The sequence below is a fragment of the Variovorax sp. RCC_210 genome (genome assembly GCF_041355175.1).
Lineage (GTDB): Bacteria > Pseudomonadota > Gammaproteobacteria > Burkholderiales > Burkholderiaceae_C > Variovorax.
Genome location: NZ_JBFUPJ010000001.1, coordinates 216,383 through 240,375, shown reverse-complemented (window position 1 = coordinate 240,375; position 23,993 = coordinate 216,383). Strand labels below are relative to the sequence as shown.

The 23,993-nt window shown below is 68.5% G+C and carries 22 protein-coding genes; 10 read left to right on the top strand and 12 right to left on the bottom strand.

Annotation, left to right across the window (positions count from 1 at the left end; translation table 11 throughout):
• Nucleotides 1-6: 6 nt before the first annotated feature.
• The 3 genes from AB6807_RS01155 to AB6807_RS01145 form a co-directional block, all read right to left on the bottom strand.
• Nucleotides 7-942: a Bug family tripartite tricarboxylate transporter substrate binding protein gene (locus tag AB6807_RS01155; RefSeq protein WP_371083200.1), complete on the bottom strand. Its 936-nt coding sequence runs from the start codon at nucleotides 940-942 to the stop codon at nucleotides 7-9.
• Nucleotides 943-1,162: 220 nt separating this feature from the next.
• The gene (locus AB6807_RS01150; RefSeq protein ID WP_371083199.1) at nucleotides 1,163-2,197 is read right to left on the bottom strand and encodes a Bug family tripartite tricarboxylate transporter substrate binding protein; all 1,035 of its coding nucleotides are present in this window, start codon (nucleotides 2,195-2,197) and stop codon (nucleotides 1,163-1,165) included.
• 14 nt (nucleotides 2,198-2,211) lie between these two features.
• Nucleotides 2,212-3,648 (bottom strand): M20 family metallopeptidase, encoded by a 1,437-nt coding sequence (locus AB6807_RS01145; RefSeq protein WP_371083198.1) that lies wholly within the window; start codon nucleotides 3,646-3,648, stop codon nucleotides 2,212-2,214.
• 144 nt (nucleotides 3,649-3,792) lie between these two features.
• On the opposite strand from AB6807_RS01145, the gene AB6807_RS01140 reads away from it, so the two are divergent.
• The gene (locus AB6807_RS01140; RefSeq protein WP_371083197.1) at nucleotides 3,793-4,731 is read left to right on the top strand and encodes a LysR family transcriptional regulator; all 939 of its coding nucleotides are present in this window, start codon (nucleotides 3,793-3,795) and stop codon (nucleotides 4,729-4,731) included.
• A 101-nt stretch (nucleotides 4,732-4,832) separates the two neighbouring features.
• On the opposite strand, the gene AB6807_RS01135 is transcribed toward AB6807_RS01140, so the two are convergent.
• Nucleotides 4,833-5,495 (bottom strand): NmrA family NAD(P)-binding protein, encoded by a 663-nt coding sequence (locus AB6807_RS01135; RefSeq protein WP_371083196.1) that lies wholly within the window; start codon nucleotides 5,493-5,495, stop codon nucleotides 4,833-4,835.
• A 36-nt stretch (nucleotides 5,496-5,531) separates the two neighbouring features.
• Nucleotides 5,532-5,915, bottom strand: coding sequence for a thioredoxin family protein (locus AB6807_RS01130; RefSeq protein WP_371083195.1), 384 nt, complete (start codon nucleotides 5,913-5,915; stop codon nucleotides 5,532-5,534).
• Nucleotides 5,916-6,059: 144 nt separating this feature from the next.
• Between AB6807_RS01130 and AB6807_RS01125 the strand changes: the two genes are divergently transcribed.
• On the top strand, nucleotides 6,060-6,398 hold the full coding sequence (locus AB6807_RS01125) for an Mpo1-like protein (protein ID WP_371083194.1): 339 nt from the start codon (nucleotides 6,060-6,062) through the stop codon (nucleotides 6,396-6,398).
• A 23-nt stretch (nucleotides 6,399-6,421) separates the two neighbouring features.
• On the opposite strand, the gene AB6807_RS01120 is transcribed toward AB6807_RS01125, so the two are convergent.
• Nucleotides 6,422-7,633: a YihY family inner membrane protein gene (locus AB6807_RS01120; protein ID WP_371083193.1), complete on the bottom strand. Its 1,212-nt coding sequence runs from the start codon at nucleotides 7,631-7,633 to the stop codon at nucleotides 6,422-6,424.
• Nucleotides 7,634-7,721: 88 nt separating this feature from the next.
• On the opposite strand from AB6807_RS01120, the gene AB6807_RS01115 reads away from it, so the two are divergent.
• The 6 genes from AB6807_RS01115 to AB6807_RS01090 all read left to right on the top strand — a co-directional run bounded on the left by AB6807_RS01115 (nucleotide 7,722) and on the right by AB6807_RS01090 (nucleotide 12,849).
• Complete coding sequence (locus AB6807_RS01115) at nucleotides 7,722-8,144, top strand: DUF2069 domain-containing protein (protein WP_116908069.1); 423 nt, start codon at nucleotides 7,722-7,724, stop codon at nucleotides 8,142-8,144.
• Nucleotides 8,144-9,571, top strand: a complete 1,428-nt coding sequence (locus AB6807_RS01110) for an FAD-binding oxidoreductase (protein ID WP_116908070.1) — start codon at nucleotides 8,144-8,146, stop codon at nucleotides 9,569-9,571. Before AB6807_RS01115 ends, AB6807_RS01110 begins: the two co-directional genes overlap by 1 nt.
• A 320-nt stretch (nucleotides 9,572-9,891) precedes the next feature.
• Nucleotides 9,892-10,734 carry a thymidylate synthase gene (locus AB6807_RS01105; RefSeq protein ID WP_371083192.1) on the top strand — a complete coding sequence of 281 codons (843 nt, stop codon included), beginning with the start codon at nucleotides 9,892-9,894 and terminating at the stop codon, nucleotides 10,732-10,734.
• 13 nt (nucleotides 10,735-10,747) lie between these two features.
• Complete coding sequence (locus tag AB6807_RS01100; protein WP_371083191.1) at nucleotides 10,748-11,311, top strand: dihydrofolate reductase; 564 nt, start codon at nucleotides 10,748-10,750, stop codon at nucleotides 11,309-11,311.
• Entirely contained in the window at nucleotides 11,308-12,459 is a 1,152-nt protein-coding gene (locus AB6807_RS01095; RefSeq protein ID WP_371083190.1) for an App1 family protein, read from the top strand. Before AB6807_RS01100 ends, AB6807_RS01095 begins: the two co-directional genes overlap by 4 nt.
• Before the next feature lie 150 nt (nucleotides 12,460-12,609).
• Nucleotides 12,610-12,849, top strand: a complete 240-nt coding sequence (locus AB6807_RS01090; protein ID WP_116908074.1) for a hypothetical protein — start codon at nucleotides 12,610-12,612, stop codon at nucleotides 12,847-12,849.
• A 21-nt stretch (nucleotides 12,850-12,870) separates the two neighbouring features.
• Here AB6807_RS01090 and gdhA read toward each other — a convergent pair whose 3' ends face one another.
• Together gdhA and AB6807_RS01080 are read right to left on the bottom strand one after the other, a co-directional pair.
• A complete protein-coding gene (gene gdhA, locus AB6807_RS01085; RefSeq protein WP_371083189.1) occupies nucleotides 12,871-14,214 on the bottom strand; it encodes an NADP-specific glutamate dehydrogenase in 1,344 nt (447 codons plus the stop codon).
• Nucleotides 14,215-14,387: 173 nt separating this feature from the next.
• Nucleotides 14,388-17,576, bottom strand: a complete 3,189-nt coding sequence (locus AB6807_RS01080) for an EAL domain-containing protein (protein WP_371083188.1) — start codon at nucleotides 17,574-17,576, stop codon at nucleotides 14,388-14,390.
• Nucleotides 17,577-17,776: 200 nt separating this feature from the next.
• Here AB6807_RS01080 and xth point away from each other — a divergent pair, with 200 nt between their 5' ends.
• A complete protein-coding gene (gene xth, locus AB6807_RS01075) occupies nucleotides 17,777-18,562 on the top strand; it encodes an exodeoxyribonuclease III (RefSeq protein ID WP_371083187.1) in 786 nt (261 codons plus the stop codon).
• A 4-nt stretch (nucleotides 18,563-18,566) separates the two neighbouring features.
• Nucleotides 18,567-19,097, top strand: coding sequence for a hypothetical protein (locus AB6807_RS01070; protein ID WP_371083186.1), 531 nt, complete (start codon nucleotides 18,567-18,569; stop codon nucleotides 19,095-19,097).
• An 85-nt stretch (nucleotides 19,098-19,182) separates the two neighbouring features.
• Here the strand turns inward: AB6807_RS01070 and ntrC are convergent, their stop codons facing one another.
• The 4 genes from ntrC to glnA all read right to left on the bottom strand — a co-directional run bounded on the left by ntrC (nucleotide 19,183) and on the right by glnA (nucleotide 23,992).
• The gene (gene ntrC, locus AB6807_RS01065; protein ID WP_371083185.1) at nucleotides 19,183-20,772 is read right to left on the bottom strand and encodes a nitrogen regulation protein NR(I); all 1,590 of its coding nucleotides are present in this window, start codon (nucleotides 20,770-20,772) and stop codon (nucleotides 19,183-19,185) included.
• 26 nt (nucleotides 20,773-20,798) lie between these two features.
• Nucleotides 20,799-21,878: a nitrogen regulation protein NR(II) gene (gene glnL, locus AB6807_RS01060; protein WP_116908080.1), complete on the bottom strand. Its 1,080-nt coding sequence runs from the start codon at nucleotides 21,876-21,878 to the stop codon at nucleotides 20,799-20,801.
• A gap of 1 nt (nucleotide 21,879) precedes the next feature.
• Nucleotides 21,880-22,395, bottom strand: coding sequence for a hypothetical protein (locus AB6807_RS01055; protein WP_116908081.1), 516 nt, complete (start codon nucleotides 22,393-22,395; stop codon nucleotides 21,880-21,882).
• A 181-nt stretch (nucleotides 22,396-22,576) separates the two neighbouring features.
• Nucleotides 22,577-23,992, bottom strand: coding sequence for a type I glutamate--ammonia ligase (gene glnA / locus AB6807_RS01050; protein ID WP_116908082.1), 1,416 nt, complete (start codon nucleotides 23,990-23,992; stop codon nucleotides 22,577-22,579).
• Between the last annotated feature and the right edge of the window lies 1 nt (nucleotide 23,993).

Here is a 23,993-nt window from a genome sequence, read left to right as displayed (position 1 = left end):
GTGGCTTCAGTCCACCGAGATGCCGGCCCGGTTGGCCTGCATGCGGTAGCGGGCAATTTCGCTGTCGGCCTCCCTGCGGAACGCGGCCGGGCCGACCGACACGGCCTCCATGCCCTGCGCGCGCAGGGCCGCCCGCACATCCGCATCGCGCACGGTGGCCGCCAGCGCGCGCGACAGCTTGTCGACCACCGCCACCGGCGTGTGCGCCGGCGCGGCCAGGCCGAACCAGGCCTCGAAGGTGGCTTCGCCCAGCCCTTGCTCGGCGAGCGTGGGCACGTCGGGCAGCGAACTGGCGCGCGCCGTGCCCAGCACGGCCAGCGCGCGCATCTTGCCCGCGCGCACCTGCGGCTCCAGCGCGCCAGCGACCTCGATGCCGAGCTCGACCTCGCCGCCGTTCACCGCCGTCACGAGCTGCCCGGTGGTGGTGTACGGAATGGCCTGCAGCTGGATGCCCGCGGCCACCGAGAGCATTTCGCCGGCCAGGTGCGGGCCCGAGCCCGGGCCGAAGGTGCCGTAGCGGATGCGTCCCGGGTGGGCCTTGGCGTGCGCGATCATCTCGGGCAGCGAACGCCAGGGCGTGCCCCGGCCCGCCACCAGCGCCAGCGAGGTGCGCGCCACGATGGCGACGGGCGACAGGTCGCGCGCCGGGTCGTAAGGCAGCTTCTTGCGCAGCGCGGGATTCACGCTGAAGCTGGTGGAGCCCGACAGCAGCAGCGTGTAGCCGTCGGGCGCGGCCCTGGCGACCGACTGCGTGCCGATGACCGTGGCCGCGCCGGGCCGGTTCTCGACGTACACCGGCTGCCCCAGCCGCGCCGCCAGGCCGCCCGCCAGCGCGCGCGCCACGATGTCGCTGCCGCCCCCGGCCGAAAACGGCACCACCACGCGGATCGGGCGCTGCGGCCAGGCGCCTGTGGACGCGGCCTGCGCAGGGGCGCCGGGCATGGCGGCAAAGCACAGCAACGCCAACGGCAAGCAACGGCGAAGGATGAACCGGGCGCGAGAAGCACCCGAGGTGCGGGACGAAGTCTGTGTCATGGAATCTGCCGGGGGCCGGGCGAGCGGCACGGCCTGTCGCCGCGCGGGCAACGAACAGTTTTCGAGTTTGCCCGATGGCACGGCCCCGCGCCGCGCCGGGGCCACCTTCGCCCTTCGCGCCCGCGTCCTACTCGGCGGCAATGCCCGCGCGGTGCGCCAGCGCGCGGTAGCGCGAGATCTCGCCTTCCATCTGCGCGCGGAACGCCGCCGCGCCGATGGCCACCGGCTCCATGCCCTGCGCCCGCAGCTGCGCCTGCAAGGCGGCGTTGCCCATGGTGGCCGTGACCGCATGTGCCAGCTTGTCGACCACCGGCGCCGGGGTGCGCGCCGGCGCGGCAAAGCCGTACCAGGCGTCGAAGGTGGCGTCGGGCAGGCCCTGCTCGGCCAGCGTGCGCACCTCGGGCAGCATGCTGGAGCGCGTGGCCCCCACGATGCCCAGCGCGCGCAGCTTGCCCGAGCGCACGTGCGGCGCCACGGCGGCCACGGTGTCGATGCCGACCTCGATCTCGCCGCCGATCACGGCCATCGACCCCTGGCTGCTGCCCTTGTATGGAATGTCCTGCAGCTGGATGCCGGCCGCCAGCGCCAGCAGCTCGCCCGCCAGGTGCGGGCCCGAGCCCGAGCCGAAGGTGGCGTAGCGGATGCTCTTCGGCCGCGCCTTGGCCGCGGCGACCAGCTCGGCCACCGAATGAAACGGCGTGCCCTTGCCCACCACCAGCACCAGCGGCGTGCGCGCCACGATGGCGATGGGCGCCAGGTCGCGCACCGGGTCGTAGGGCAGCTTGGCGCGCAACGCCGGGTTCACGCTGTAGCTGGTCGAGCCCGAGAGCAGCAGCGTGTAGCCGTCGGGCGCGGCCTTGGCGACGGCGTCGGTGCCGATGATGGTGGCGGCCCCGGGCTTGTTGTCGATCACGATGGGCTGCCCGAGCCGCTCCGACAGGGCCTGCCCCATCGCGCGCGCCACCAGGTCGGTGCCGCCGCCCGGTGGAAAGGGCACGACGAGCTTGATGGCGCGTTCGGGCCAGGCGTTCTGCGCGTCCTTTGCGGCCTGTGTGGCCTGCGCGGCCTGTGTGTCTTGGGCGAAAGCGGGCGCCTGCGCGCCCAGGACGGCACAGGCGCCGAGCAACAGGCCGACAGTGCGGCGGGAAACGGTGAGGTTCATCGGTCGTATGCGTATCAGGAGTTGGAAGAAGAAGCAGGAGCCGCCGGCGAAACCCGCCCGGCCGTCCACGGCGCGCGCCCCGGCTCGCCCAGGTCCCAGTACAGGCCGGCCATGATCCGCAGGCCCTCCCGCGCCAGCGGCGCGAGCAGGTGCTCGTTGGGCGCGTGCTGCGCGCAGGCCGGGTACGAGTGCGGCACCCACAGCGTCGGCAGGCCCAGCACATCGGCGAACACGTCGTTGGGCAGCGAGCCCGCGAGGTTGGGCAGAAGGTCGAGCCGCTGCCCGCTGCTGCGCTCGATGGACTCGCGGGCCCAGCCGACCCAGGGGTTCTCCACGTCGAGCCGCGTGGCCGCGCCGGTGAGCGTGACGGCCACCTCGACCTGGCCGAAGCCGTGCGCATCGAGATAAGCGCGCACGATCTGCTGCAGGTCTTGCCACGGCGTGCCGACCACGAAGCGCAGCTGGCAATGCGCCACGGCCTCCGAGGGAATGGCGTTGACCGGCCGCGTGGCCGAGCCCGCGCCCAGCGCCAGCACCTCGATGGTGTTCCACGCCACCAGCCGTTCGGCCGGGCTCAGGCCCGGCTCGCCCCAGCCTTCGTCGATGGCGGGGTCGTCCGCGCCGCCGCCGATGGCGATGCTCGCCAGCGCATGGCGCACGGCCTCGCTGACCGGCGGCGGACGCAGCGCCTCGACCAGGATGCGCCCGCGCGCGTCCACCAGCGAGGCCACCGCGTGGCTGAGCACGGTGCCCGGGTTGAGCAGCACGCCACCCCAGTTGCCCGAGTGGTAGCCGCGCGGCCGGGCGCGCAGCCGCAGGCTGAAGTTGACGGCGCCGCGCGAGCCCAGGAACAGCGTGGGCCGCTCCGCGCTCACGCGCGGCCCGTCGCTGGCAATGAACAGGTCGGCGCGCAGCCGGTCGCGCTGCTGCGCGCACACCGCGTGCAGGCCGGGCGAGGCGGCTTCCTCGCCCATCTCGACCAGCCACGTCACGTTGTAGCCCAGGCGGCCGCCGCGCGCCTCGATGGCCGCGGCCAGCCCGCCGAGGTTGATGCTGTGCTGGCCCTTGTTGTCGGCGGTGCCGCGGCCGTACCAGCGCTCGCCGCGCACGGTGAGCGCCCAGGGGGCAAGGCCTTCCTGCCACTGCGCGTCCTGCCCGCTCACGACGTCGCCGTGGCCGTAGGTCATGACGGTGGGCAGGGCCGGGTCCTCGACGCGGCGCGCGATGAGGAAAGGGCCGCCGCCGGCCACCGGGTTGGGCACCACCTCGCAGCTGAAGCCGAGCGCCGCGAGCGGCGGAATCATTTCATCGCGCAGGTAGGCCTCCAGCGCGGGCGTGACGGCGCCGGTGTCGCTTTCGGTGCGAAAGGCGACGCGGCGCTGGAGGTCGGCGAAGAAGCCGCCGCCGTCGAAGTAGGCGCTGGCGGCGGCCAGGCTGTCGGTGCGTTGCATGAGGGGGTGTCCTTGTCTGTCCATCGGGGTGCAGCAAGTACAAGGCCTGGGAGCCGATGCTTCCAGCATCGTTTTGGCAAGCTAGCATTGCCTTGAAGGCAATGCCCGGCACCTCTCTACCGACCAACCGACCTACCCGCCCCCATGACACTCCCGCTTCTCAGCATCCCGATGCGGCACTTTCTCGAAGTGGCGCGCAGCGGCTCGGTCAACCAGGCGGCGGCGCGGCTGTTCGTCGCCTCGTCGGCGGTGAGCCGGCAGATCGCCAAGCTGGAAGACAGCCTGGGCACGCCGCTGTTCGAGCGGCACGCGCGGGGCATGGCGCTCACGGCCGCGGGCGAGCGGCTGGCGGCGCACCTGCGCAACGCGCAACTCGACATCGAGCAGGTGGTCGAGCAGGTGCGTGACCTGGGCGGCCAGGGCGCGCGGCGCATCCGCATGGCCTGCACCGAAGGCTTCGCGGGGCACTTCATGCCGCTGGTGATGCGCAGCTTCGAGCAGGCGAACCCGGGCTGCCAGCTGGAGCTGCACGTGGGCTCGCCCGACGGCGTGAGCGCGCTGCTGGCGCGCGGCGAGACCGACATCGCGCTCAAGTACGTGGTGGCGCCGGAGCCCGGCCTGGCCGTCGCGCACACGGCCACCGCGCCGGTGTATGCGGTGCTGCGGCCCGACCATCCGCTGGCGCGCCAGCGCGTGGTGTCGGTGGCCGACGCGGTGCGCTACCCGCTGGCCGTGGGCGACAAGGGCGTCACCGCGCGCCAGTTGTTCGACCAGGCCTGCAGCCTGCAGGGGCTGCGCTACCAGGCGATCTTCGTGAGCAACTTCTCTTCGGTGCTGCTGCCGCTGCTGCGCACGCCCGACGTGATGCTGTCGGGCCATCTCACGGTGATGCACCTGATCGACGCGGGCACCGTGGTGGCGCGGCCCTTTGCCGAAGCGCCGCTGCAGCAGCGGCAGTTGCAGGTGCTGGCGCTCGAAGGCCGCACGCTGCCGCCGCTGGCGCAGGACTTCGTGAAGCACCTGGTGGGCGCCATCGCCAGCGCGGGCCGGCGCAAGCTGGGGCGGGCGCGCTCCACCAGATGAAGAGACCTGAACCGAGCTGAACCGAGCCGAGCCGAGCCGAGCCGAGCCGAGCCGAGCCGAGCCGAGCCGAGCCGAGCTGAGCTGAGCTGAGCTGGCGCGGCTCAGCCCAGCGCGTTGATGTCCGCCGGGTCGAGCAGCTTCTTCGGCGCGCCGCCGCGCGCCACGGCCAGCATCGCGCGGCCGACCTTCTCGGTGGTCGTCACCTTGTTCGGCCAGAGCCTGTACGCCAGGCTCAGCAGCGGCGAAAGCACGACGTAGATGCCGTCGTACAGCGGCGTCTTGGAGCGCACGCCGTGCAGCGGCTGGATGACGCCGGGGCGGAACATGTACGCCCCCTTGAACGGCAGGCGCAGCAAGGCGTTTTCGGTCGCGCCCTTCACCCGTGCCCACATGCTGCTGCCGCGCTCGCTGCTGTCGGTGCCCGCGCCGGTCACGTAGGTGAAGGTCATGCCCGGGTTCAGCCGGGCGAGCACGGTGGCGGCGGCCAGCGTCAGGTCGTAGCTGATGCGCTTGTATTCGGGCTCCTTCATGCCCACCGACGACACGCCCAGGCAGAAGAAGCAGGCATCGAAGCCCTGCAGCTGCGACTCGATGGCGCTGTAGTCGTACATGTCCTTGTGCACCAGGTCGCGCAGCCTGGCGTGCTTTTGCCCCGTGGGGTTGCGGCCGATGGCGACCACGCCTTGCACGTCGGGCGCCAGCAGGCACTCGCGCAGCACGCCCTGGCCCACCATGCCGGTGGCGCCAAAAATCAGGATCTTCATGAGGGGACCGCCGGGGTAGGTAGGAAAAGAGAAAACTCAGAGCGTGAAGACGGCCGGCTTCTTGTTCAGCACCGCCAGCAGCAGGTCGACGTCCAGGCTCGACGGCTTGGGCGGCTGCAGCGCGCCGAGCATGCGCGAGAGCGTTTCGGCGTGCGGCAGCAGCGGGCCCAGGAAGCGCGTGCCGTCCGCGCCCGCGACCAGCAGGGTCGGGAAGGTCTCGACGTCGAAGGCGTCGGCAATGTCCGCATGGTCCTCGATGTCGACCCAGGCGAAGCGCAGCTCCGGATGCGCGCGCGCCACCTGTTCGAGCAGCGGGCGGTAGTCGCGGCAGGTGCCGCACCATTCGGCGCACAGGCACACGACCCACAGCGCATCGGCGGCAGGCCCGGCGGATTCAGGGGTGCTGGAAAGAGCGCTCAAGGCTGATGCGTCGAAGGTGTGATGGAAGGGCCGGATGGTGCCGGCGGAAGGTCGTGGCTATTATGGACAAAGCCCCCGGAATCCACCGCCAAGCCGTTCCAAAGGCATTCCAGACGGGTTCCAAAGTCACAGGAGACTCGCACGATGAACACCACGACCGCCCCCGGATCTGCCGTCGATCCGCGCCGTTTCAAGAGCTTTGCCGAGTTCTATCCGTTCTACCTGACCGAGCACGCCGACCGCACCTGCAGGCGGCTGCACTTCGCGGGCTCGACGCTGTCGCTGCTATGCCTGGTGGCGTTGGTGGTCACGCTCAACCCGTGGTGGCTGCTGGCCGCGCTGGTGGCGGGCTACGGCTTCGCCTGGGTCGGGCACTTCGGCTTCGAGAAGAACAGGCCGGCCTCGTTCAAGCGCCCGCTGTACTCGTTCATGGGCGACTGGGCCATGTACCGCGACATCTGGCTGGGGCGCGTGAAGATCTGAGCGGCCCGTCCGCTGCAACGCTGCTAGATCAGCAGCACGTCGCCCAGCCGCAGCGAGCGCAGCGGGCCCTTCTGCCACAGGTCTTCGAGCGGTTCGGCGCGCGGCATCATCAGCTCGCGCAGCAGTGGCTCGATGGGGGTCGACGGGTCGGCCAGCAGCACGTAGCGCGGGTCGCGGTCGTCGGGCTCCTCGTCCAGCGGCGCGATCCAGTCGAGCGCCACCAATGTTTCGAGCACCGGCACCAGTTGCAGCGCATCGACCCGCATGCGCGTCACCAGCTCCGTCGCGCCCATGCCCTTGGCCGGCGTGGCGCGCGCACGGGCCAGGTGCTGCAGCGACTCCATCGCCAGCTGCAGCGGCCAGCCCGCGGTGCCGCCGCGCCGCGCCACGCCCGTGAGCAGGCTGGGCAGGTAGGCCGAGATGACCGCGCCCAGCAGCACGATCACCCAGGCCACGTAGATCCACACCAGCAGGATCGGAAAGGTGGCGAAGGCGCCATACACCACCGAGTAGGTGGGCACCAGGCTCAGGTAGTAGCCCAGCACGCGCTTGGCAATCTCGATGGCCGCCGCCACGAACACGCCGCCGGCCCAGGCGTGCGACCAGCGCACGTTGGTGTTGGGCACGTAGTGGTAAAGCGATGCCATGCCCACCGCGAGCAGCGCGAACTCGAAGGTGTCGAAGAACAGCTTCACCATGCCGCGCCCCACCACGTCGCTGGTGGCCGACACCACGTACGAGGTGGTCGACAGGCTCACCGCCAATATCACCGGCCCCAGCGTGATGGCTGCCCAGTAGATGAGCACGCGCTGCGCGAAGGGCCGCGGCGTGCGCACGCGCCAGATGTTGTTGAGCGTCTTGTCGATGGTGAGGATCAGCGCGATGGCGGTGATGAGCAGCACGATCAGCCCTGCGATGCCCAGCCCGCTGGCCTTGCTCGCGAACTGGTTCAGGTAGCCGAGCACCTGGCGCGAGATGTTCTCGGGAATCAGGCTTTCCACCAGCCAGCGCTGCAGCCGGCCCTGCATCTTGGCGAACATCGGGAACACGGTGAAAAGCGCCAGCGCCACCGTGAAGAAGGGCACCATCGCGATGGTGGTCGTGAAGGTCAGGCTGCTGGCCGTGAGGCCGAGCTTGTCTTCGCGAAAACGCTCGCCCAGCACCGCCGCGGTGTTGCGCCAGGGAAAGCGAGAAAGATCCCTCCAGAGTTGCCGACGATTCATGGCCGGTATCATGCCATTCGCTCTTTTTGTTCACGCCCCGCAGCGACGCGGGGCGTCCTCTTTGTTCTCGCTTCTTTCCCGCTTTTTTCCCGCCTCCACCGTGTCCGCCACCCCGCTGCCCCCCTCCTCCGTTCGCGCCACCCGCTGGGCCGCCGTGGGCAGCCTCGTCGGCCTCATCGTGCTGGGCCTGGCCTGGGAACTGTGGCTGGCGCCGCTGCGCCCGGGCGGCTCGCTGCTGGCGCTGAAGGTGCTGCCGCTGGTGGTGCCGCTGGCGGGGCTGTGGAAGAACCGCATGTACACCTACCGCTGGGTCAGCCTGATGATCTGGCTCTATTTCACCGAGGGCGTGGTGCGCGCCTGGAGCGACACCAACGGCACGGGCCAGGTGCTCGCGCTGGTCGAGGTGCTGCTGTGCCTGGTGCTGTTCGCGGCCTGCGCATGGCATGTGCGCCTGCGGTTGCGCCACGCCAAGGCCGCCGCCGCGAGCGCTGCCGCCGCCCGTCAACTGGAAGCCTCCGCCTGATGACCACTTCTTCTTCACTTCTCGATCAATTGCGCGCCATCGTCGGCGCGGCCAACGTGCTCAACGAGGGCGACCTCACCGCCTACGAGCAGGACTGGCGCAAGCGCGCGCGCGGCAAGTCGCTGGCCGTGGTGCGCCCCGGCAGCACGCAGCAGGTGGCCGACGTGGTCAAGGCCTGCGCCGCCGCCGGCACGGCCGTGATCCCGCAGGGCGGCAACACCGGCCTGGCGGTCGGCTCCATTCCCGACGAGAGCGGCACGCAGGTGGTGCTGAGCCTGCAGCGGCTGAACGCCATCCGCACCATCGACGGCGCCAACCTCACCATGACGGTGGAGGCCGGCTGCATCCTGCAGACGCTGCAGGAAACCGCCGAGAAGGCCGGCTACCTGTTCCCGCTGAGCCTGGCGGCCGAAGGCAGCTGCACCATCGGCGGCAACCTGGCCACCAACGCCGGCGGCACGCAGGTCGTGCGCTACGGCAACACGCGCGAGCTGTGCCTGGGCCTGGAAGTGGTCACGCCGCAGGGCGAGATCTGGGAAGGCACCAGCGGCCTGCGCAAGGACAACACCGGCTACGACCTGCGCGACCTCATCGTGGGCAGCGAAGGCACGCTGGGCGTGATCACCGCCGCGACCATGAAGCTCTACCCGCTGCCGGCCGCGCAGCTCACCGCCTGGGCCGCCGTGCCTTCGCTGGACCATGCGGTCACGCTGCTGGGCCTGGCGCACAAGCACCTGGGCTCGGGCCTCACGGGCTTCGAGGTTATGGGCAAGTTCGCGCTCAGCCTGGTCGACAAGCACATGCCGCAACTGCGCGTGCCTTTCATCAAGGACGAGGCGGTGCCGTACTGCGTGCTGCTGGAGAACTCCGACAGCGAATCCGAAGACCACGCCCGCGCGCGCTTCGAGGCGCTGCTGGAAACCGCGTTCGAAGACGGCTGCGTCACCGACGCGGTGGTGGCCGAAAACCTGGCGCAGGCGCACCAGCTCTGGCACATCCGCGAGAGCATTCCGCTGGCGCAGGCCGAAGAGGGGCTGAACATCAAGCACGACATCTCGATTCCCGTGTCGCGCATTCCGGCTTTCGTGGCCGAGACCGACGCGCTGCTGGCGCGAGAGATCGAGGGCGTGCGGCTCGTCAACTTCGGGCACCTGGGCGACGGCAACCTGCACTACAACGTGCAGGCGCCGGAGAACATCGACACCAAGGCCTTCCTGAAGAACGAGGAAGAGCGTATCAACACGCTGGTGTACGACGCGGTGGAGAAGTTCGGCGGCTCGTTCTCGGCCGAGCACGGCGTGGGGTCGCTGAAGGTCGACAAGCTGGAGAAGCACAAGTCGCCGGTGGCGCTGGAGATGATGCGCGCGATCAAGCGCGGGCTGGACCCGAAGAACATCCTGAATCCGGGGCGGGTGATCCGCGTCTAGCGTATTGCGCCCTCCCCCGATGGGGAGGGTTGGGGTGGGGGTACTCGGCCTTCATCACCGGCGCGCCTTTTCGAGCGCCGCGTGCCCCCATCCCGGCATTCCCCCGGAAGGGGAAGGAGCAAGACCGGGATTTGCATGCGACTCGGGCTTCGGGTATTTCTCCCTCCCCCGCTGGGGGAGGGCTGGGGTGGGGGCAAGCAGCCTCCACCACTGGCGCACCTTCACGAGCGCCGCCTGCCCGCCTCCCGGCGCACCGGCACTTAAAATTCGAACACCGTCCTCACACGCCCCGCAGCCCCGCAGCCCAGACGCCCTCGCCCATGACCTCCACGACCTCACGCCCCATCCGCTCCCAATACGAAGACTTCATGCGCCACGTCGACACGCACGGCGTGTTCAAGAGCGACCGCACCGGCACCGGCACCAAGAGCGTGTTCGGCCACCAGATGCGCTTCGACCTGAACGAAGGCTTTCCGCTGGTCACCACGAAGAAGGTGCACCTGAAGTCCATCATCCAGGAGCTGCTGTGGTTCCTGACCGGTTCCAGCAACAACAACTGGCTGAAGGAACGCGGCGTGAGCATCTGGGACGAATGGGCCCGCGAAGACGGCGACCTGGGCCCGGTGTACGGCGTGCAGTGGCGCAGCTGGCCGACGCCCGACGGCGGCCACATCGACCAGATCGCCGACGTGATCAAGACGCTGAAGAGCAACCCCGACTCGCGCCGCATCATCGTGAGCGCCTGGAACGTGGCCGAGCTGTCGAAGATGGCGCTCATGCCCTGCCATGCCTTCTTCCAGTTCTACGTGGCGCCGCCGCAGGCCGAGGGCGAGCGCGGCAAGCTCAGCTGCCAGCTCTACCAGCGCAGCGCCGACATCTTCCTGGGCGTGCCCTTCAACATCGCGAGCTACGCGCTGCTCACGCACATGGTGGCGCAGCAGTGCGACCTGGACGTGGGCGACTTCATCTGGACCGGCGGCGACTGCCACATCTACAGCAACCACGCCGAGCAGGTGGCGCTGCAGCTCAGCCGCACGCCGTACCCGTACCCCACGCTGAACATCAAGCGCAAGCCCGATTCGATCTTCGACTACCAGTACGAGGACTTCGAGGTGCTCGACTACCGGCACGGCGACCCGATCAAGGCGCCCGTGGCGGTGTGACCGGAGCGACCGCATGAGCGAGCCCCGCATCAACCTCATCTTCGCGCGCGCCGCCAACGGCGTGATTGGCGCGGACAACACCATTCCCTGGCACCTGCCGGAGGACATGGCGCACTTCAAGCAGCAGACCACTGGCGCGCCGGTGGTCATGGGCCGCAAGACCTGGGACTCGCTGCCGCCGCGCTTTCGGCCGCTGCCGGGCCGGCAGAACATCGTGGTGACGCGGCAGGCCGACTGGCAGGCCGAAGGCGCACAGCGCGTGGGCAGCCTGCAGGAGGCCTTCTCTTTCATTGCCCAACACATCACTCAACACGCACCCCAAGACATCTGGGTCATCGGCGGCGCGCAGATCTACGCCGAGGCCGAGCCCCTCGCCCACCGCGCGGTCGTGACCGAACTGGCGCGCGACTACGAAGGCGACGCCCACGCGCCCGAACTCGACGCCGCCGTGTGGCGCGAAACGCAGCGCGAGTCGCATGTATCCGCCAAGGAAGGCATCGCCTTCAGTTTCGTGACCTACGAGCGCGCCACCGATCCGGGCCCTTCCACCGTTTCCGCAGCTTCCACGCACGAATGAACGACACCGCCCCTCGCCACCCGCCCGCCCCGCCCCTGCGGCGCCGGTCCGTGGTGATGGGTGCGGCACTGGCCGCAGGCGTTGCAGGCCTCTCACCTTTGCGCGCACTGGCAGCGCCCGAGCCGCTGGAGCCCGACGAAGAGGCGCTCTTCATGACCGGCACCGCGCGCCCCACCGCCGACGGCCGGCTCGAGGTCGACATCCACGGCTGGATCTTCGAGCGCGAGCACCGCTGGGGCCTGAACACCGCGCTGGCGCGCTACCTGGGGCTGAACCTCAAGAAGCTCTCGCCCGCGGCGCGGCTTCGCTTCAACCAGCGCACTGCGCTGTTCCATGCGGAATCGGAAGAAGACAAGGTCATCGACATCGACTTCGACGGCAGCCCCACCCGCGTCACGATGCCGCCGTCGGGCAAGGACGGCCGCGTCAACCTGCGCGTGGTCATCGACATGCCGCGCGCCACGCTGCTGTCGCCGCAGGCATCGGCGCAGGAGTGGGTGCAGTTCCACGGCGTGACCGGTCCGGGCGAGCTGCTGCACCGCTTTCGCGGCCAGGCGCTGATCGTGCCGCCGCAGGGCCTGTCGGTGATCTCGGACATCGACGACACCATCAAGCGCACGCAGGTGCGCGACCGGCGCGAGATGCTGCTGAACACCTTCTCGCGCCGCTTCGAGCCCGCGCCGCGCATGGCGCAGTGGTATCGCGAAATGGCGAAGACACCCGACACGCGCTTTCACTACCTGTCGGCAAGCCCGATACAGCTGTACCCGCCGCTGGCGGATTTCATTCGCGGCGCCGACTTTCCCGCGGGCAGCATGCACCTGCGCGAGAGCACCACGTGGCGCACGCTGGTGCCCGGCGCGGAAGATTCGCGCGCGCACAAGCTGGGCGTGATCGAGCGGCTGCTGGCCGAGTTTCCGCAGCGCCGCTTCGTGCTGGTGGGAGACTCGGGCGAGGCCGACCCCGAGATTTACGCGCAAACGTTTCGCGCGCACCCCGGGCGCATCGAGGCCATCGTGATCCGCGACGTGACGGGTGAAGACCGCCTGTCGCAGCGCTACCGCGAAAGCTTCGACGGCATCGCGCCGGTGCACTGGCACATCGTGTTGCCGGACACCACCGCGTGGCCGGTGCAGCCGCGAAACTAGGCCTTCGGTACACGCCGCGCAAACACCGAAACGTGTCGGCGTGCAGGCGGAAAGGCATGCGCCGCGCAGGGTTTAGAAAGCCTTTAGACAACGCTAATTGTTTGTGCGCAAAATGGCCGTCACGCCCTCAAACCCCCAAGGAGACGGCACATGTCCATGGAATTTCTTCGGGTGCTCGCCGAGCAGAAATTGCCATACGTCGTTCACACGCCCGCAGACATCGACAGGCTGCGCGTGCTGCGTGCGGCGGAGCTGGTAACGGCCTTCATTCCACCGTCGGACCGCGCGGGCGATGCGCGCGCGATCCGCCAGCTGGCGCAGGTCGAATCGATCACCGTGAAGGGCCAGCTGGCCTTGAACAAGGCCACCTCGGCGTTCATCGAACTCTGAGTCCAGCCTGCGCCCGGCGCGTCAGACGACGCCCTGCGCCAGCATCGCGTCGGCCACGCGCACGAAGCCGGCGATGTTCGCGCCATCCACGTAGCTCACGCGCTTGTCCTTGCCTTCGCCGTAGTGGATGCACGAGGCATGGATGCCCTGCATGATCTGCAGCAGCCGCGCGTCGACCTCTTCGCGCGTCCACGACAGGCGCGCCGCGTTCTGGCTCATTTCCAGTCCCGAGGTGGCCACGCCACCCGCGTTGCTCGCCTTGCCCGGCGCGTACAGCACGCCGTGGCCCTCGAACACCTTCACGGCCTCCATGGTCGACGGCATGTTGGCGCCTTCGGCCACGCAGAGCACGCCGTTCTTCACCAGCATGCGCGCGTCATCCTCGTTCAGCTCGTTCTGCGTGGCGCTGGGCAGCGCCACGTCGACCGGCACGTGCCACGGCGTGGCGCCGGCCACGAAGCGCGCGCCGGTGCGCTCGGCGTAGTCGCTCACGCGGCCGTAGAGGTGGTTCTTCACGTCCATCAGCACGGCGAGCTTCTCGGGCGTGAAGCCGTCCTCGTCGACCACGGTGCCGCTGGAGTCCGACACCGTCACCACCTTCGCGCCCAGCGCCATGGCCTTCTCGACCGTGTACTGCGCGACGTTGCCCGCGCCCGAGACGCTCACGCGCAGGCCGTCGAAGCTGCGGCCCTTGCGCTTGAGCATTTCCTGCGCGAAGTAGACGTTGCCGTACCCGGTGGCCTCGGGGCGGATCAGCGAGCCGCCGAAGCTCAGGCCCTTGCCGGTGAACACGCAGTCGGCGCGGTTGGTGAGCTTCTTGACCATGCCGGCCATGAAGCCGATCTCGCGCCCGCCCACGCCCACGTCGCCCGCCGGCACGTCGGTGTCGGCGCCGATGTGGCGAAACAGCTCGCCCACGAAGGCCTGGCAAAAGCGCATGACCTCGCCCTGGCTCTTGCCCTTGGGGTCGAAGTCGGCGCCGCCCTTGCCGCCGCCCATGGGCAGCGTGGTGAGCGAGTTCTTCAGCGTCTGCTCGAAGGCCAGGAACTTGAGGATCGACAGGTTCACCGATGGGTGAAAGCGCAGGCCGCCCTTGTACGGCCCGATGGCCAGGCTGTGCTGGATGCGAAAGCCGCGGTTGACCTGCACCTCGCCATGGTCGTCCACCCACGACACGCGGAACATGAGCACGCGCTCGGGCTCGACCAGCCGCTCGAGCAGGCTGTGGGCTGTGTACTTCGGGTGCTGCGCAATGTAGGGCCAGAGGCTTTCCATGACCTCGGTCACGGCCTGCAGGTACTCGGGCTGTCCGGGGTTGCGCTGGGCGACATGGGCCAGGAAACCCTCGGCGGTGGCGTGCTTCATTCCAATCCTTCTATTTGCCAAATCGGTGCATAACCTTATGCGGATCTTGCATTTTGCCGGATTGGAGAACCAAACACGGGCATAAAGCCCCATTCAGGTGCAGACAAAGGCGCCCCCGCGCTATTGCCGCCCCAAAACATTGAAAACCGGCGAGCCTTCGGCCAGCCGACCTGTCAGATGGACGCCGCGCCCATGCGGCTGTCCTGCGCAATCCACGCCGCCAGCTTGGCGGCCGGCATCGGCTTGGCGATGAGGTAGCCCTGCAGCTCGTCGCAGCGGGCCGCGCGCAGGGTGTCGGCCTCTTCGCGCCGCTCCACGCCCTCGGCCACCACGCGCAGCCCCAGCGTGTGGCCCAGGCCGATGATGGCCCGCGCAATCGCCATGTCGGTGGGGTCGCCGAGCATGTTGTGGATGAAGGAGCGGTCGATCTTCAGCTTGTCGATGGGAAAGCGGTTCAGGTAGTTCAGGCTCGAGTAGCCGGTGCCGAAGTCGTCGATCGACAGCATCACGCCCAGCGACTTCAGCGCGTGCAGCTGCACCAGCGACTGCTCGGCCGCGTCCATCAGTGTCGATTCGGTGAGCTCGATTTCCAGGTCGCCCGGCGGCACGCCGTGCAGGGCGATGGCGTCGCGCAGCACCGACACCAGGTCGCCCTCGCGCAGCTGCAGTGCCGACATGTTGATGGCCACCCGGATCGCGCCCAGCCCGTCGCGGCGCCAGGCCGCGTGCTGCGCGCAGGCCTGCTCGATGACCCACGAACCGATGGCCACGATCTGCCCCGACTCCTCCGCGATGGGGATGAACTGCGCGGGCGGCACCGGCCCCAGCTCCGCGCTCTGCCAGCGCAAGAGCGCCTCCACGCAGATCAGCTCGCCGCTGTGGGCGTCGATGCGCGGCTGGTAGTGCAGGCTGAGCTCGTCGCGCTCGATGGCGTGGCGCAGGCTGCTTTCCAGCTGCAGCCGTTGCTGGGCGCGCTCGTTCATCTCGGGCGTGAAGAAGCGCGCGGTGTCGCGCCCGCTGGCCTTGCTCTGGTACATGGCCACGTCGGCATGGCGCATGAGCGCGTCGATGTCCTGCGCGTCGTCGGGGTACACCGCGATGCCCACGCTGCAGGACACATGGATCTCGGCGCCGTCGATGTCGTGCGGCTGGCGAATCAGCTGGATGAGCCGCCGCTCGACCAGCGACAAAATCTCTTCGCCGTCGGCCACGTTGGCCAGCACCACCACGAACTCGTCGCCACCCAGCCGGCTCACCGTGTCGCCGGGCCGCACGGCCTGCGTCATGCGGTGGGCCACCGAGCGCAGCAGCGCGTCGCCCACGTGGTGGCCCAGCGAGTCGTTGATGTTCTTGAACCGGTCCAGGTCGATGAACAGCACCCCCACGCGCTGCCCCTTGCGCTGCGCCTGCTGCAGCGCCAGCCCCAGCCGCTCGATGCACAGCGAACGGTTGGGCAGCTCGGTCAGCACGTCGTGGTGCGCCAGGAAGCGGATGCGCGCCTCGCTGCGCTTGCGGTCGCTTACGTCGATGGAGGTAAAGATGTAGTGCGAGATGCGCTCCGGCCCGTCGCGCACCACGCTGGCCACCAGCCACGCGGGGTAGCTGTCGCCGTTGCGCCGGCGCACGCTGACCTCGCCCTGCCAGGTGCCGCGCTGGTCGAGCACGGGCCACAGGTCGGCAAAGTGCAGGGTGTCGTCGCTCATGAGCCCCTCGGGCGGCTCGCCCACGAGCTCGCCCAGGTCGTGGCCCGTGAGGCGGCACAGCGCGCGGTTGGCCGTGAGGATGCGGTGCTGGGCATCGATGATCAGGATGCCTTCGGACGAGGCCTCGAACACCTTGGCCCAGAGCATCAGGCGCTGCTCCATCAGCTTCAGGTGGTTGATGGGCGTGAAGGCCGTGAGCAGCGCGTCCTGCCCCTGGTACACCAGCCGCCGCGCCGACAGCACGGCCCACGAAGGTTCGGTGCCGCCGAGCCAGCGCACCTCGAACTCGTCGACGGCGCCGCGGTCGGCCAGCTGCTGGAAGAAGCGCGAGCGCACGCCGGGCGCCACGCCCAGCGCCCACGGGTCGCGCGTGCCGCCGCCCAGCCAGGCCTGCGCGCTGGGGTTGGCGTTGAGCACTTCGTGGTTCGGAATGGCCGTGACCATCAGCGGAATCGGAATGGCCGCCACCAGGTCGCGCTGCGCCTCGGCCGCGCGGGCGCTGGCCGCGAGCTCCTGCTGCGCCTGCCGCTCGCGGTCGAGCTGCGCGAGCATGTCGTTGAAGCCGAGCACCAGCACGCCGATTTCGTCGCCGCTGTCCCAGTGGGCGCGCAGGCTGTGGTCGCCGGTGCGGCGCACGGTGTCGACCACGCCCGAGAGCCGCCGCAGCGGCAGCGAGATTTGCCGCGCCACGTAGAACACCGCCGTGAGGATCATCAGCAGCAGGAACAGCGCCGTGCCCAGGTGCATCCACATGCGCGCGAAAAAACCGTGCTCGCGCGATGTGAGCATGGCGTTCAGCTCGCCCACGGCGCTGAACCAGGCGCCGTCGAGCTCGGCGAACAGCGCCTGCTGGGCCGCGTCGAAGGCGGCCAGCCCCCGGTAGTTGCCGCTGTTGTCGGTGCTGTCGCTGGACGCCAGCACCTCGCGCGAGGCCCGGCGGAAGGCCTCGATGCTCGCCAGCAGGCGGGCACGCGACGGGTCGAGCCGCGCCTGCAGCGGCCCCTTGGCGGCGGCGAAGGCCTCGGCGTAGTCGCTCTTGATGCTGGCCGCGATGGCGTCGATGCGCCCTTCCAGGATGAAGTACTGCGTGCGCGCCTCGGTCGCCGCGAGCCCGCTGGCACCGGGCGCGTGCAGGCGCGCGGCCATGTCGGAGCCGAGCTCCAGCAGCTCGGGAAAGCGCAGCAGCACCAGCGACATCGTGTAGTAGCTGTCGAGGTCGGGGTCGAGGATGAGGTTCGACTGGTTGCCGATGCGCGTCACCAGCGCGCGGCCCTGCTCGAGCGCCTCGCGGGTGGCGGTCTCGCGCGCCGTGGTTCCGACGCGCCCGGCCTGCGACGCCGAGGCCAGCGACTCGCGGAACTGCTGGCTGAGCGCGGCGCTTTGCATGCCGTCGCCGTACTGCTGCTCCAGCTGCGCCAGCGCCTCGGGCGGCGCGGGCTTGGCGCCCTGCCAGCCGGCGGTGGCCAGCAGGGTCGAGCGCAGGCGGTCGATGTAGGCCGCGCCCGCCATCTCCTTGCGGCCGAAGTCGATGGCGATGAACTTCTCGTTGATGAGGATGCCGCTGATGAAGATCACCGCGCTCAGGTCGAGCAGATAGATGACCAGCAACTTGCGGCCCACGCTCAGCCGGCTCAGGCGGCGGGTAATGAAATGCACCATATCCCTCCAGGAACAGGCACATGCATGCAATCTTTAGGCCTCTTTGTTGCGATTGGTGACAGATTTGTGGGAACGCTCCGAAGAACCCGAAAGAGCCCTGCGCCGACTTCCAGCCCCGCGGCCTTTGCTAAGCTGTTCGCCGACTCTTTCCCACTCAACGAATCCTGGGTCCGTCGCCACGACGGGCACCACGCAGCCCCATGAAAATAGCCACCTGGAACGTCAACTCCCTCACCGCACGCCTTCAGCACGTGCTCGACTGGCTCATTGCCAACCCGGTCGACGTGCTGTGCCTGCAGGAGCTCAAGATGACCGACGACAAGTTCCCGCTCGAGGTGCTCAAGTCGGCCGGCTACGAAGCCGCGGTGTTCGGCCAGAAAACCTACAACGGCGTGGCCATCCTGAGCCTGGCGCCGATGCGCGACGTGGCGAAGAACATCGGTGGCTTCGCCGACGAGCAGTCGCGCGTGATCGCGGCCACGGTCGACACGCCCTCGGGCCCGCTGCGCGTGGTGAACTGCTACTTCGTGAACGGCCAGGCGCCGGGCTCCGAAAAGTTCGCCTACAAGATGAAGTGGCTCGACGCGCTGCACGCCCTGCTGCGCGAGGAACTGGCCGCGCACCCGAACCTGGTGCTGCTGGGCGACTTCAACGTCACGCCCGAAGACCGCGACAGCTTCGACCCGGTGGGCCTGAAGGAAACCATTCACCACACCACCGAGGAGCGCACCCACTTCAAGGCGCTGCTGGAGCTGGGCCTCACGGACAGCTTTCGCATGTTCGAGCAGCCCGAGAAGAGCTTCTCGTGGTGGGACTACCGCATGCTGGGCTACCAGAAGAACCGCGGCCTGCGCATCGACCATATTCTGGTGAGCCAGCCGCTGCTGCCGCATGTGAAGGGCTGCGTGATCGACCGCGTGCCGCGGAAGTGGGAAAAGCCCAGCGACCACGCGCCCGTGGTGCTCGACCTCGACCAGGTCGCCTGACCCCATGAAGGCGCTCACCCGCACCGGCGGTCGCTTCGCGCTGCTGCTCGCAGCACTGGCGCTGTCGGCCTGCTCGCTGCTGAAGCCCGGGGACAAGGCGGCCGACAGCGGCCCGGGCGCCAGCCCCACGTCGCCCACCGACGAAGCCGCGCCCGGCAGCCGCGACATTCCCACGGTGCGGCTCATTACCGCGCAGACGCCGGCCGTGCGGGCTTACCGCAAGATCGGCGCGCGCCACATCTACAACAAGTACGCCGACCGCATCTACAAGGGCAAGATCCCGCCGCTGGTGTACGCGGTGGTGGTGGTCGAGACCGACCTGGACGCCAACGGCAAGGTGATGAACGTGACCTTCAGCCGCACGCCCAGCCATGCGCCGGAGGTGGCCCCGATGATCGCGGAGCTGATCAAGGCCACCTCGCCGCTGCCCAGCCCGGGCAGGCTGGGCGGCCACACCTACGTGGACACGTGGCTGTGGGACAAGAGCGGCAAGTTCCAGATCGACTCGCTCACGCTGGGCCAGCGCAGCCGCTGAAACACAAAAGACCCCGAAGGGTCTTTGTCATTCCGAACGTCCCCGGAGGGTCTTTGTCACTCCGAAAGACCCCGGGGGGTCTTTCTCACTCGATTCCGAGTTCCTGGATCTTCCGGGTGATGGTGTTGCGCCCGATGCCCAGCTTTTGCGCGGCCTCGATGCGGCGCCCGCGGGTGTTGGTCAGCGCCGTAAGGATCAGCCGCGATTCGAAGCGACGCGAGAGCACGTCCCACACATCGGTGCGCCCGGCCGCGAGCAGCGCCTGGGCTTCGGCTTCGAGGCCGCTTTCCCAGCTGCTGACGGCGCTTGCCACGGGAGCTTCGGCGTGTTCGGAGGCCGTTGCCGGCAGGGGCAGGTGCGCGGCATCGCGTTCAAGCCCGCCTGCACCCGAGATGCCCGGAATGCCAGGGATGCCCGCAAGCGGCGCCGCTGAAGGCTGAGGCGCCGCCACCGGCGTGACGATGCCCGCGCCCGATGTGTCCTGCGGATGGAACTCGGCGGTGGAAACGGCCATGACCTCGGGCGGCAGATCTTTCGCCTCGATCAGCTGGGCCGGCGCCATCACGGTAAGCCAGTGGCAGATGTTTTCGAGCTGGCGCACGTTGCCCGGAAAGCCGAAGGTCGCGAGCTTGGCCAGCGCGGCGTCGGAAATGCGCTTGGGCTCGACGCCGAGCTGGCGCGCGCTCACCTGCAGGAAGTGGCGCGTGAGCGCGGGCACATCTTCGCCGCGTTCGCGCAGTGCCGGCAGGCGCAGGCGAATCACGTTCAGGCGGTGGAACAAGTCTTCGCGGAAGCCGCCGATCTTGACGCGCTGCTCCAGGTCCTGGTGGGTGGCCGCAATGACGCGCACGTTGGCCTTCACCGAGTTGTGGCCGCCCACGCGGTAGAAATGGCCGTCGCTGAGCACGCGCAGCAGGCGCGTCTGCAGGTCGAAGGGCATGTCGCCGATTTCGTCGAGGAACAGCGTGCCGCCCTCGGCCTGTTCGAAGCGGCCGCGGCGCATGGTCTGCGCGCCGGTGAAGGCGCCGCGCTCGTGGCCGAAGAGTTCGCTCTCGAGCAGGTCCTTGGGGATCGCTGCGGTGTTGATGGCCACGAAGGGGCCGTTGGCGCGCGGCGAGTGCTTGTGCAGCGCGCGCGCCACCAGTTCCTTGCCCGAACCCGATTCACCGGTGATGAGCACCGTGACGTTGCTCTGCGACAGCCGGCCGATGGCGCGGAACACGTCCTGCATGGCCGGTGCCTGGCCGAGCATCTCGGGTGCGGCGACCATGCGCTCTTCAGCGACTTCCTCGCGCTGGCTTTCGTCGACCGCGCGGCGAATGAGCTCGACCGCGCGCGGCAGGTCGAAGGGCTTGGGCAGGTATTCGAAGGCGCCGCCCTGGAAGGCCGACACGGCGCTGTCTAGGTCGGAGAACGCCGTCATGATGATGACGGGCAGGCCGGGGTGCTTGGCCTTGATCTTGTCGAGCAGGTCGAGCCCGGAGCCGCCGGGCATGCGGATGTCGCTCACCAGGACCTGCGGTCCCTGCTGTTCGTCGTCGGCGGCCTGCTCGAGCGCGGCGAGCACCTCGCGCGTGTTCGTGAAACTGCGCGTGGGCAGGTCTTCGCGCAGCAGGGCCTTCTCGAGCACGAAGCGAATCGATTGGTCGTCATCAACTATCCAGATCGGCTTCATGCATCTCCTCTGTTGCCGGTGCTGCGCTATGGCAGCGGTATCAATATCTTGAAATCGGTTCGGCCCGGGACGCTGTCGCACTCGATCACACCGTGATGCTGCTGCACAAAGGTTTGTGCGAGCGTCAATCCCAGCCCCGTTCCGCCTTCCCTGCCCGAGACGAGCGGATAGAAGATGCGGTCCTTGATCGTGTCCGGCACACCCGGTCCATTGTCGATGACATGCAATTCCAGTGCCAGTCGATACCACTGCTTGTTGAAGATCACCTGGCGGGCCACGCGCGTCTTGAAAGTGATCTGCGCATCGCCCGCCGCGCGGCGCTCGGCGAGCGCCTGCGCCGCGTTGTGCGCGATGTTCAGCGTGGCCTGGATGAGCTGCTCGCGGTCGCCGCGGAACTCGGGAATCGACACGTCGAAATCGCGCTCGATGTGCAGGTCGCGAGGAAACTCCGCCAGGATGACCGAGCGCACGCGCTCGCACACCTCGTGGATGTTCACGTCGCCCACCACGTGCGGGCGGCGGTGCGGCGCCAGCAGCCGGTCGACCAGCGTCTGCAGCCGGTCGGCCTCGTGGATGATGACCTGGGTGTACTCGATGAGGTCGCGCGACTCGACCTCCATCTGCAGCAGCTGCGCCGCGCCGCGGATGCCGCCCAGCGGGTTCTTGATCTCGTGCGCGAGGTTGCGGATGAGTTCCTTGTTGGCCTGCGCCTGGTCGATGAGCCGCTCTTCGCGGTCTTGCCGCACCTGGTTCTCCAGCGGCGACATCTCGATGATGAGTTCGCCCTTCTTGTCGCCGTGCGCCAGCGTGACCTGCACGGGCATCAGCTCGTGGTTCACGCGGCGCAGGAAGGCCTCGTAGCGCAGCGTGGCGAAGTCGTTGCTGCTGGCGCCATCGATGGCGGTGCGCAGCACCTGGGGCTCATGGAAACATGCGCCGAACTGCGAGCCCTCGAGGGTGCGTCGCGAGGTGCCCAGTGCGTCTTCGAGGCCTGCGTTGGCAAACAGCACGGAGCCGTTGCTGTTGACCACCGCGATCAGCGTGGACAGCAGGTCGAAGGACTGGAAGCGCGGATTGGCGCCGTTCGCCTTCTTCCCGAACACCATGTTATTGCGGCTGCTTCACGACCGGCAGGCGGCCGATTTCACGGCGGATGCCGGCAATGTCGCTCTCGTTGCGCGCAAGCTCGGCCTTCATCTCGGCCACGCGGTCGAGATACTTCTGGTAGTTGCGGCCTTCGCTGCCCTGCTTCTCGGGCTCGCCGTTGTTGTATTCCTTTTGCAGCTCGGCCTGGCGCGACTCGGCCTTGCGGAGCTCGGACTCGAGCACCGAGCGGGCCTCGCCGTCGCGGGCGCGCTGGTCGACGCCCTCGACACGCGGGCTGCCGGCCGGCGCACGCGCGGCGGAAGAGCCCGACGAACCCGAAGACGATGTGCCGCCGCCCGAGGCCTTGGTGCCCTGCACGACCGTGACGTTGCCGCCTTCGAGCACCTTGCAGCCCTTTTGCTGGGCCACGGTGGCGTTGTTGGTGTACTCGTTGCCGCAACGCCAGACGCGCTCCTGCGCGAGCGCCGGCAGCGCGGCCAGCGAGGCGGCCAGGAAAATGAGGGAAGCAGTCTTCATGTGGAATCGGTGGAAGGCAGGTGGAGAGCGCAACAAAGGCGCATTTTCAGGCAATTCGACGCCGATGGTGACCAGATGTTCCGCGCCCATGAAAAAGGACGGCCGAGGCCGTCCTTTTGTTGTACTTCCACTCGGCGGGCCGAGTGGAATGGCTGCTTCGCCTAAGCGCTCTACAGCCGATTTACAGCGAGTAGTACATGTCGAACTCGACCGGGTGGGTCGCCATGCGGAAGCGCGTGACTTCCTGCATCTTCAGTTCGATGTACGCGTCGATGTAGGCATCGGTGAACACGCCACCCTTGGTCAGGAACGCACGGTCCTTGTCGAGGTATTCCAGGGCCTGGTCGAGGCTGTGGCACACGGTCGGGATCAGCGCGTCTTCTTCCGGCGGCAGGTGGTACAGGTCCTTGCTGGCGGCTTCGCCCGGATGGATCTTGTTTTCCACGCCGTCGAGGCCGGCCATCAGCAGCGCTGCGAAACCGAGGTACGGGTTCATCAGCGGATCGGGGAAGCGCGCTTCGACGCGGCGGCCCTTCGGGTTGGCCACGAACGGGATGCGGATCGAGGCCGAGCGGTTCTTGGCCGAGTAGGCCAGCTTCACCGGGGCTTCGAAGCCGGGCACCAAGCGCTTGTAGCTGTTGGTGCCGGGGTTCGTGATGGCGTTCAGGGCACGGGCGTGCTTGATGATGCCGCCGATGTAGTGCAGGGCGAAGTCCGAGAGGCCTGCATAGCCGTCGCCTGCGAACAGGTTCTTGCCGTCCTTCCAGACCGACTGGTGCACGTGCATCCCGGAACCGTTGTCGCCGACGATGGGCTTGGGCATGAAGGTGGCTGTCTTGCCGTAGGCGTGGGCCACGTTGTGGATCACGTACTTCTGCAGCTGGACCCAGTCGGCGCGCTGAACCAGCGTGCTGAACTTGGTGCCGAGTTCCATCTGGCCGGCGTTGGCCACTTCGTGGTGATGCACTTCGACCGGGATGCCCAGCGATTCGAGCACCAGGCACATTTCGGAGCGCATGTCCTGGAAGCTGTCGACCGGGGGAACCGGAAAGTAGCCACCCTTCACCGCGGGGCGGTGGCCGGTGTTGCCGTGCTCGTATTCCTTGTCGGTGTTCCACGAGGCTTCTTCGGACTCGATCTTCACGAAGCAGCCCGACATGTCGTTCTTCCAGCGAACGCCGTCGAACACGAAGAATTCGGGTTCCGGACCGAAGAAGGCGGTGTCGCCCAGGCCCGATGCCTTCATGTACGCCTCGGCGCGCTTGGCGAGCGAACGCGGATCGCGCTCGTAGGCCTTGCCGTCTGCCGGGTCGATCACGTCGCAGGTCAGGATCAGCGTCGTTTCTTCGAAGAAGGGGTCGATGTTGGCGGTGTTCGGGTCGGGCATGAGCTGCATGTCCGAGGCTTCGATTCCCTTCCAACCAGCGATGGACGAACCGTCGAACGCGTGGCCCGAGGTGAATTTGTCTTCATCGAAGTGCGACACAGGCACGGTCACGTGCTGCTCTTTGCCGCGGGTGTCGGTGAAGCGGAAGTCGACGAACTTGACCTCGTTTTCCTTGACGAGCTTGAGTACATCGGCGACGGTCTTTGCCATC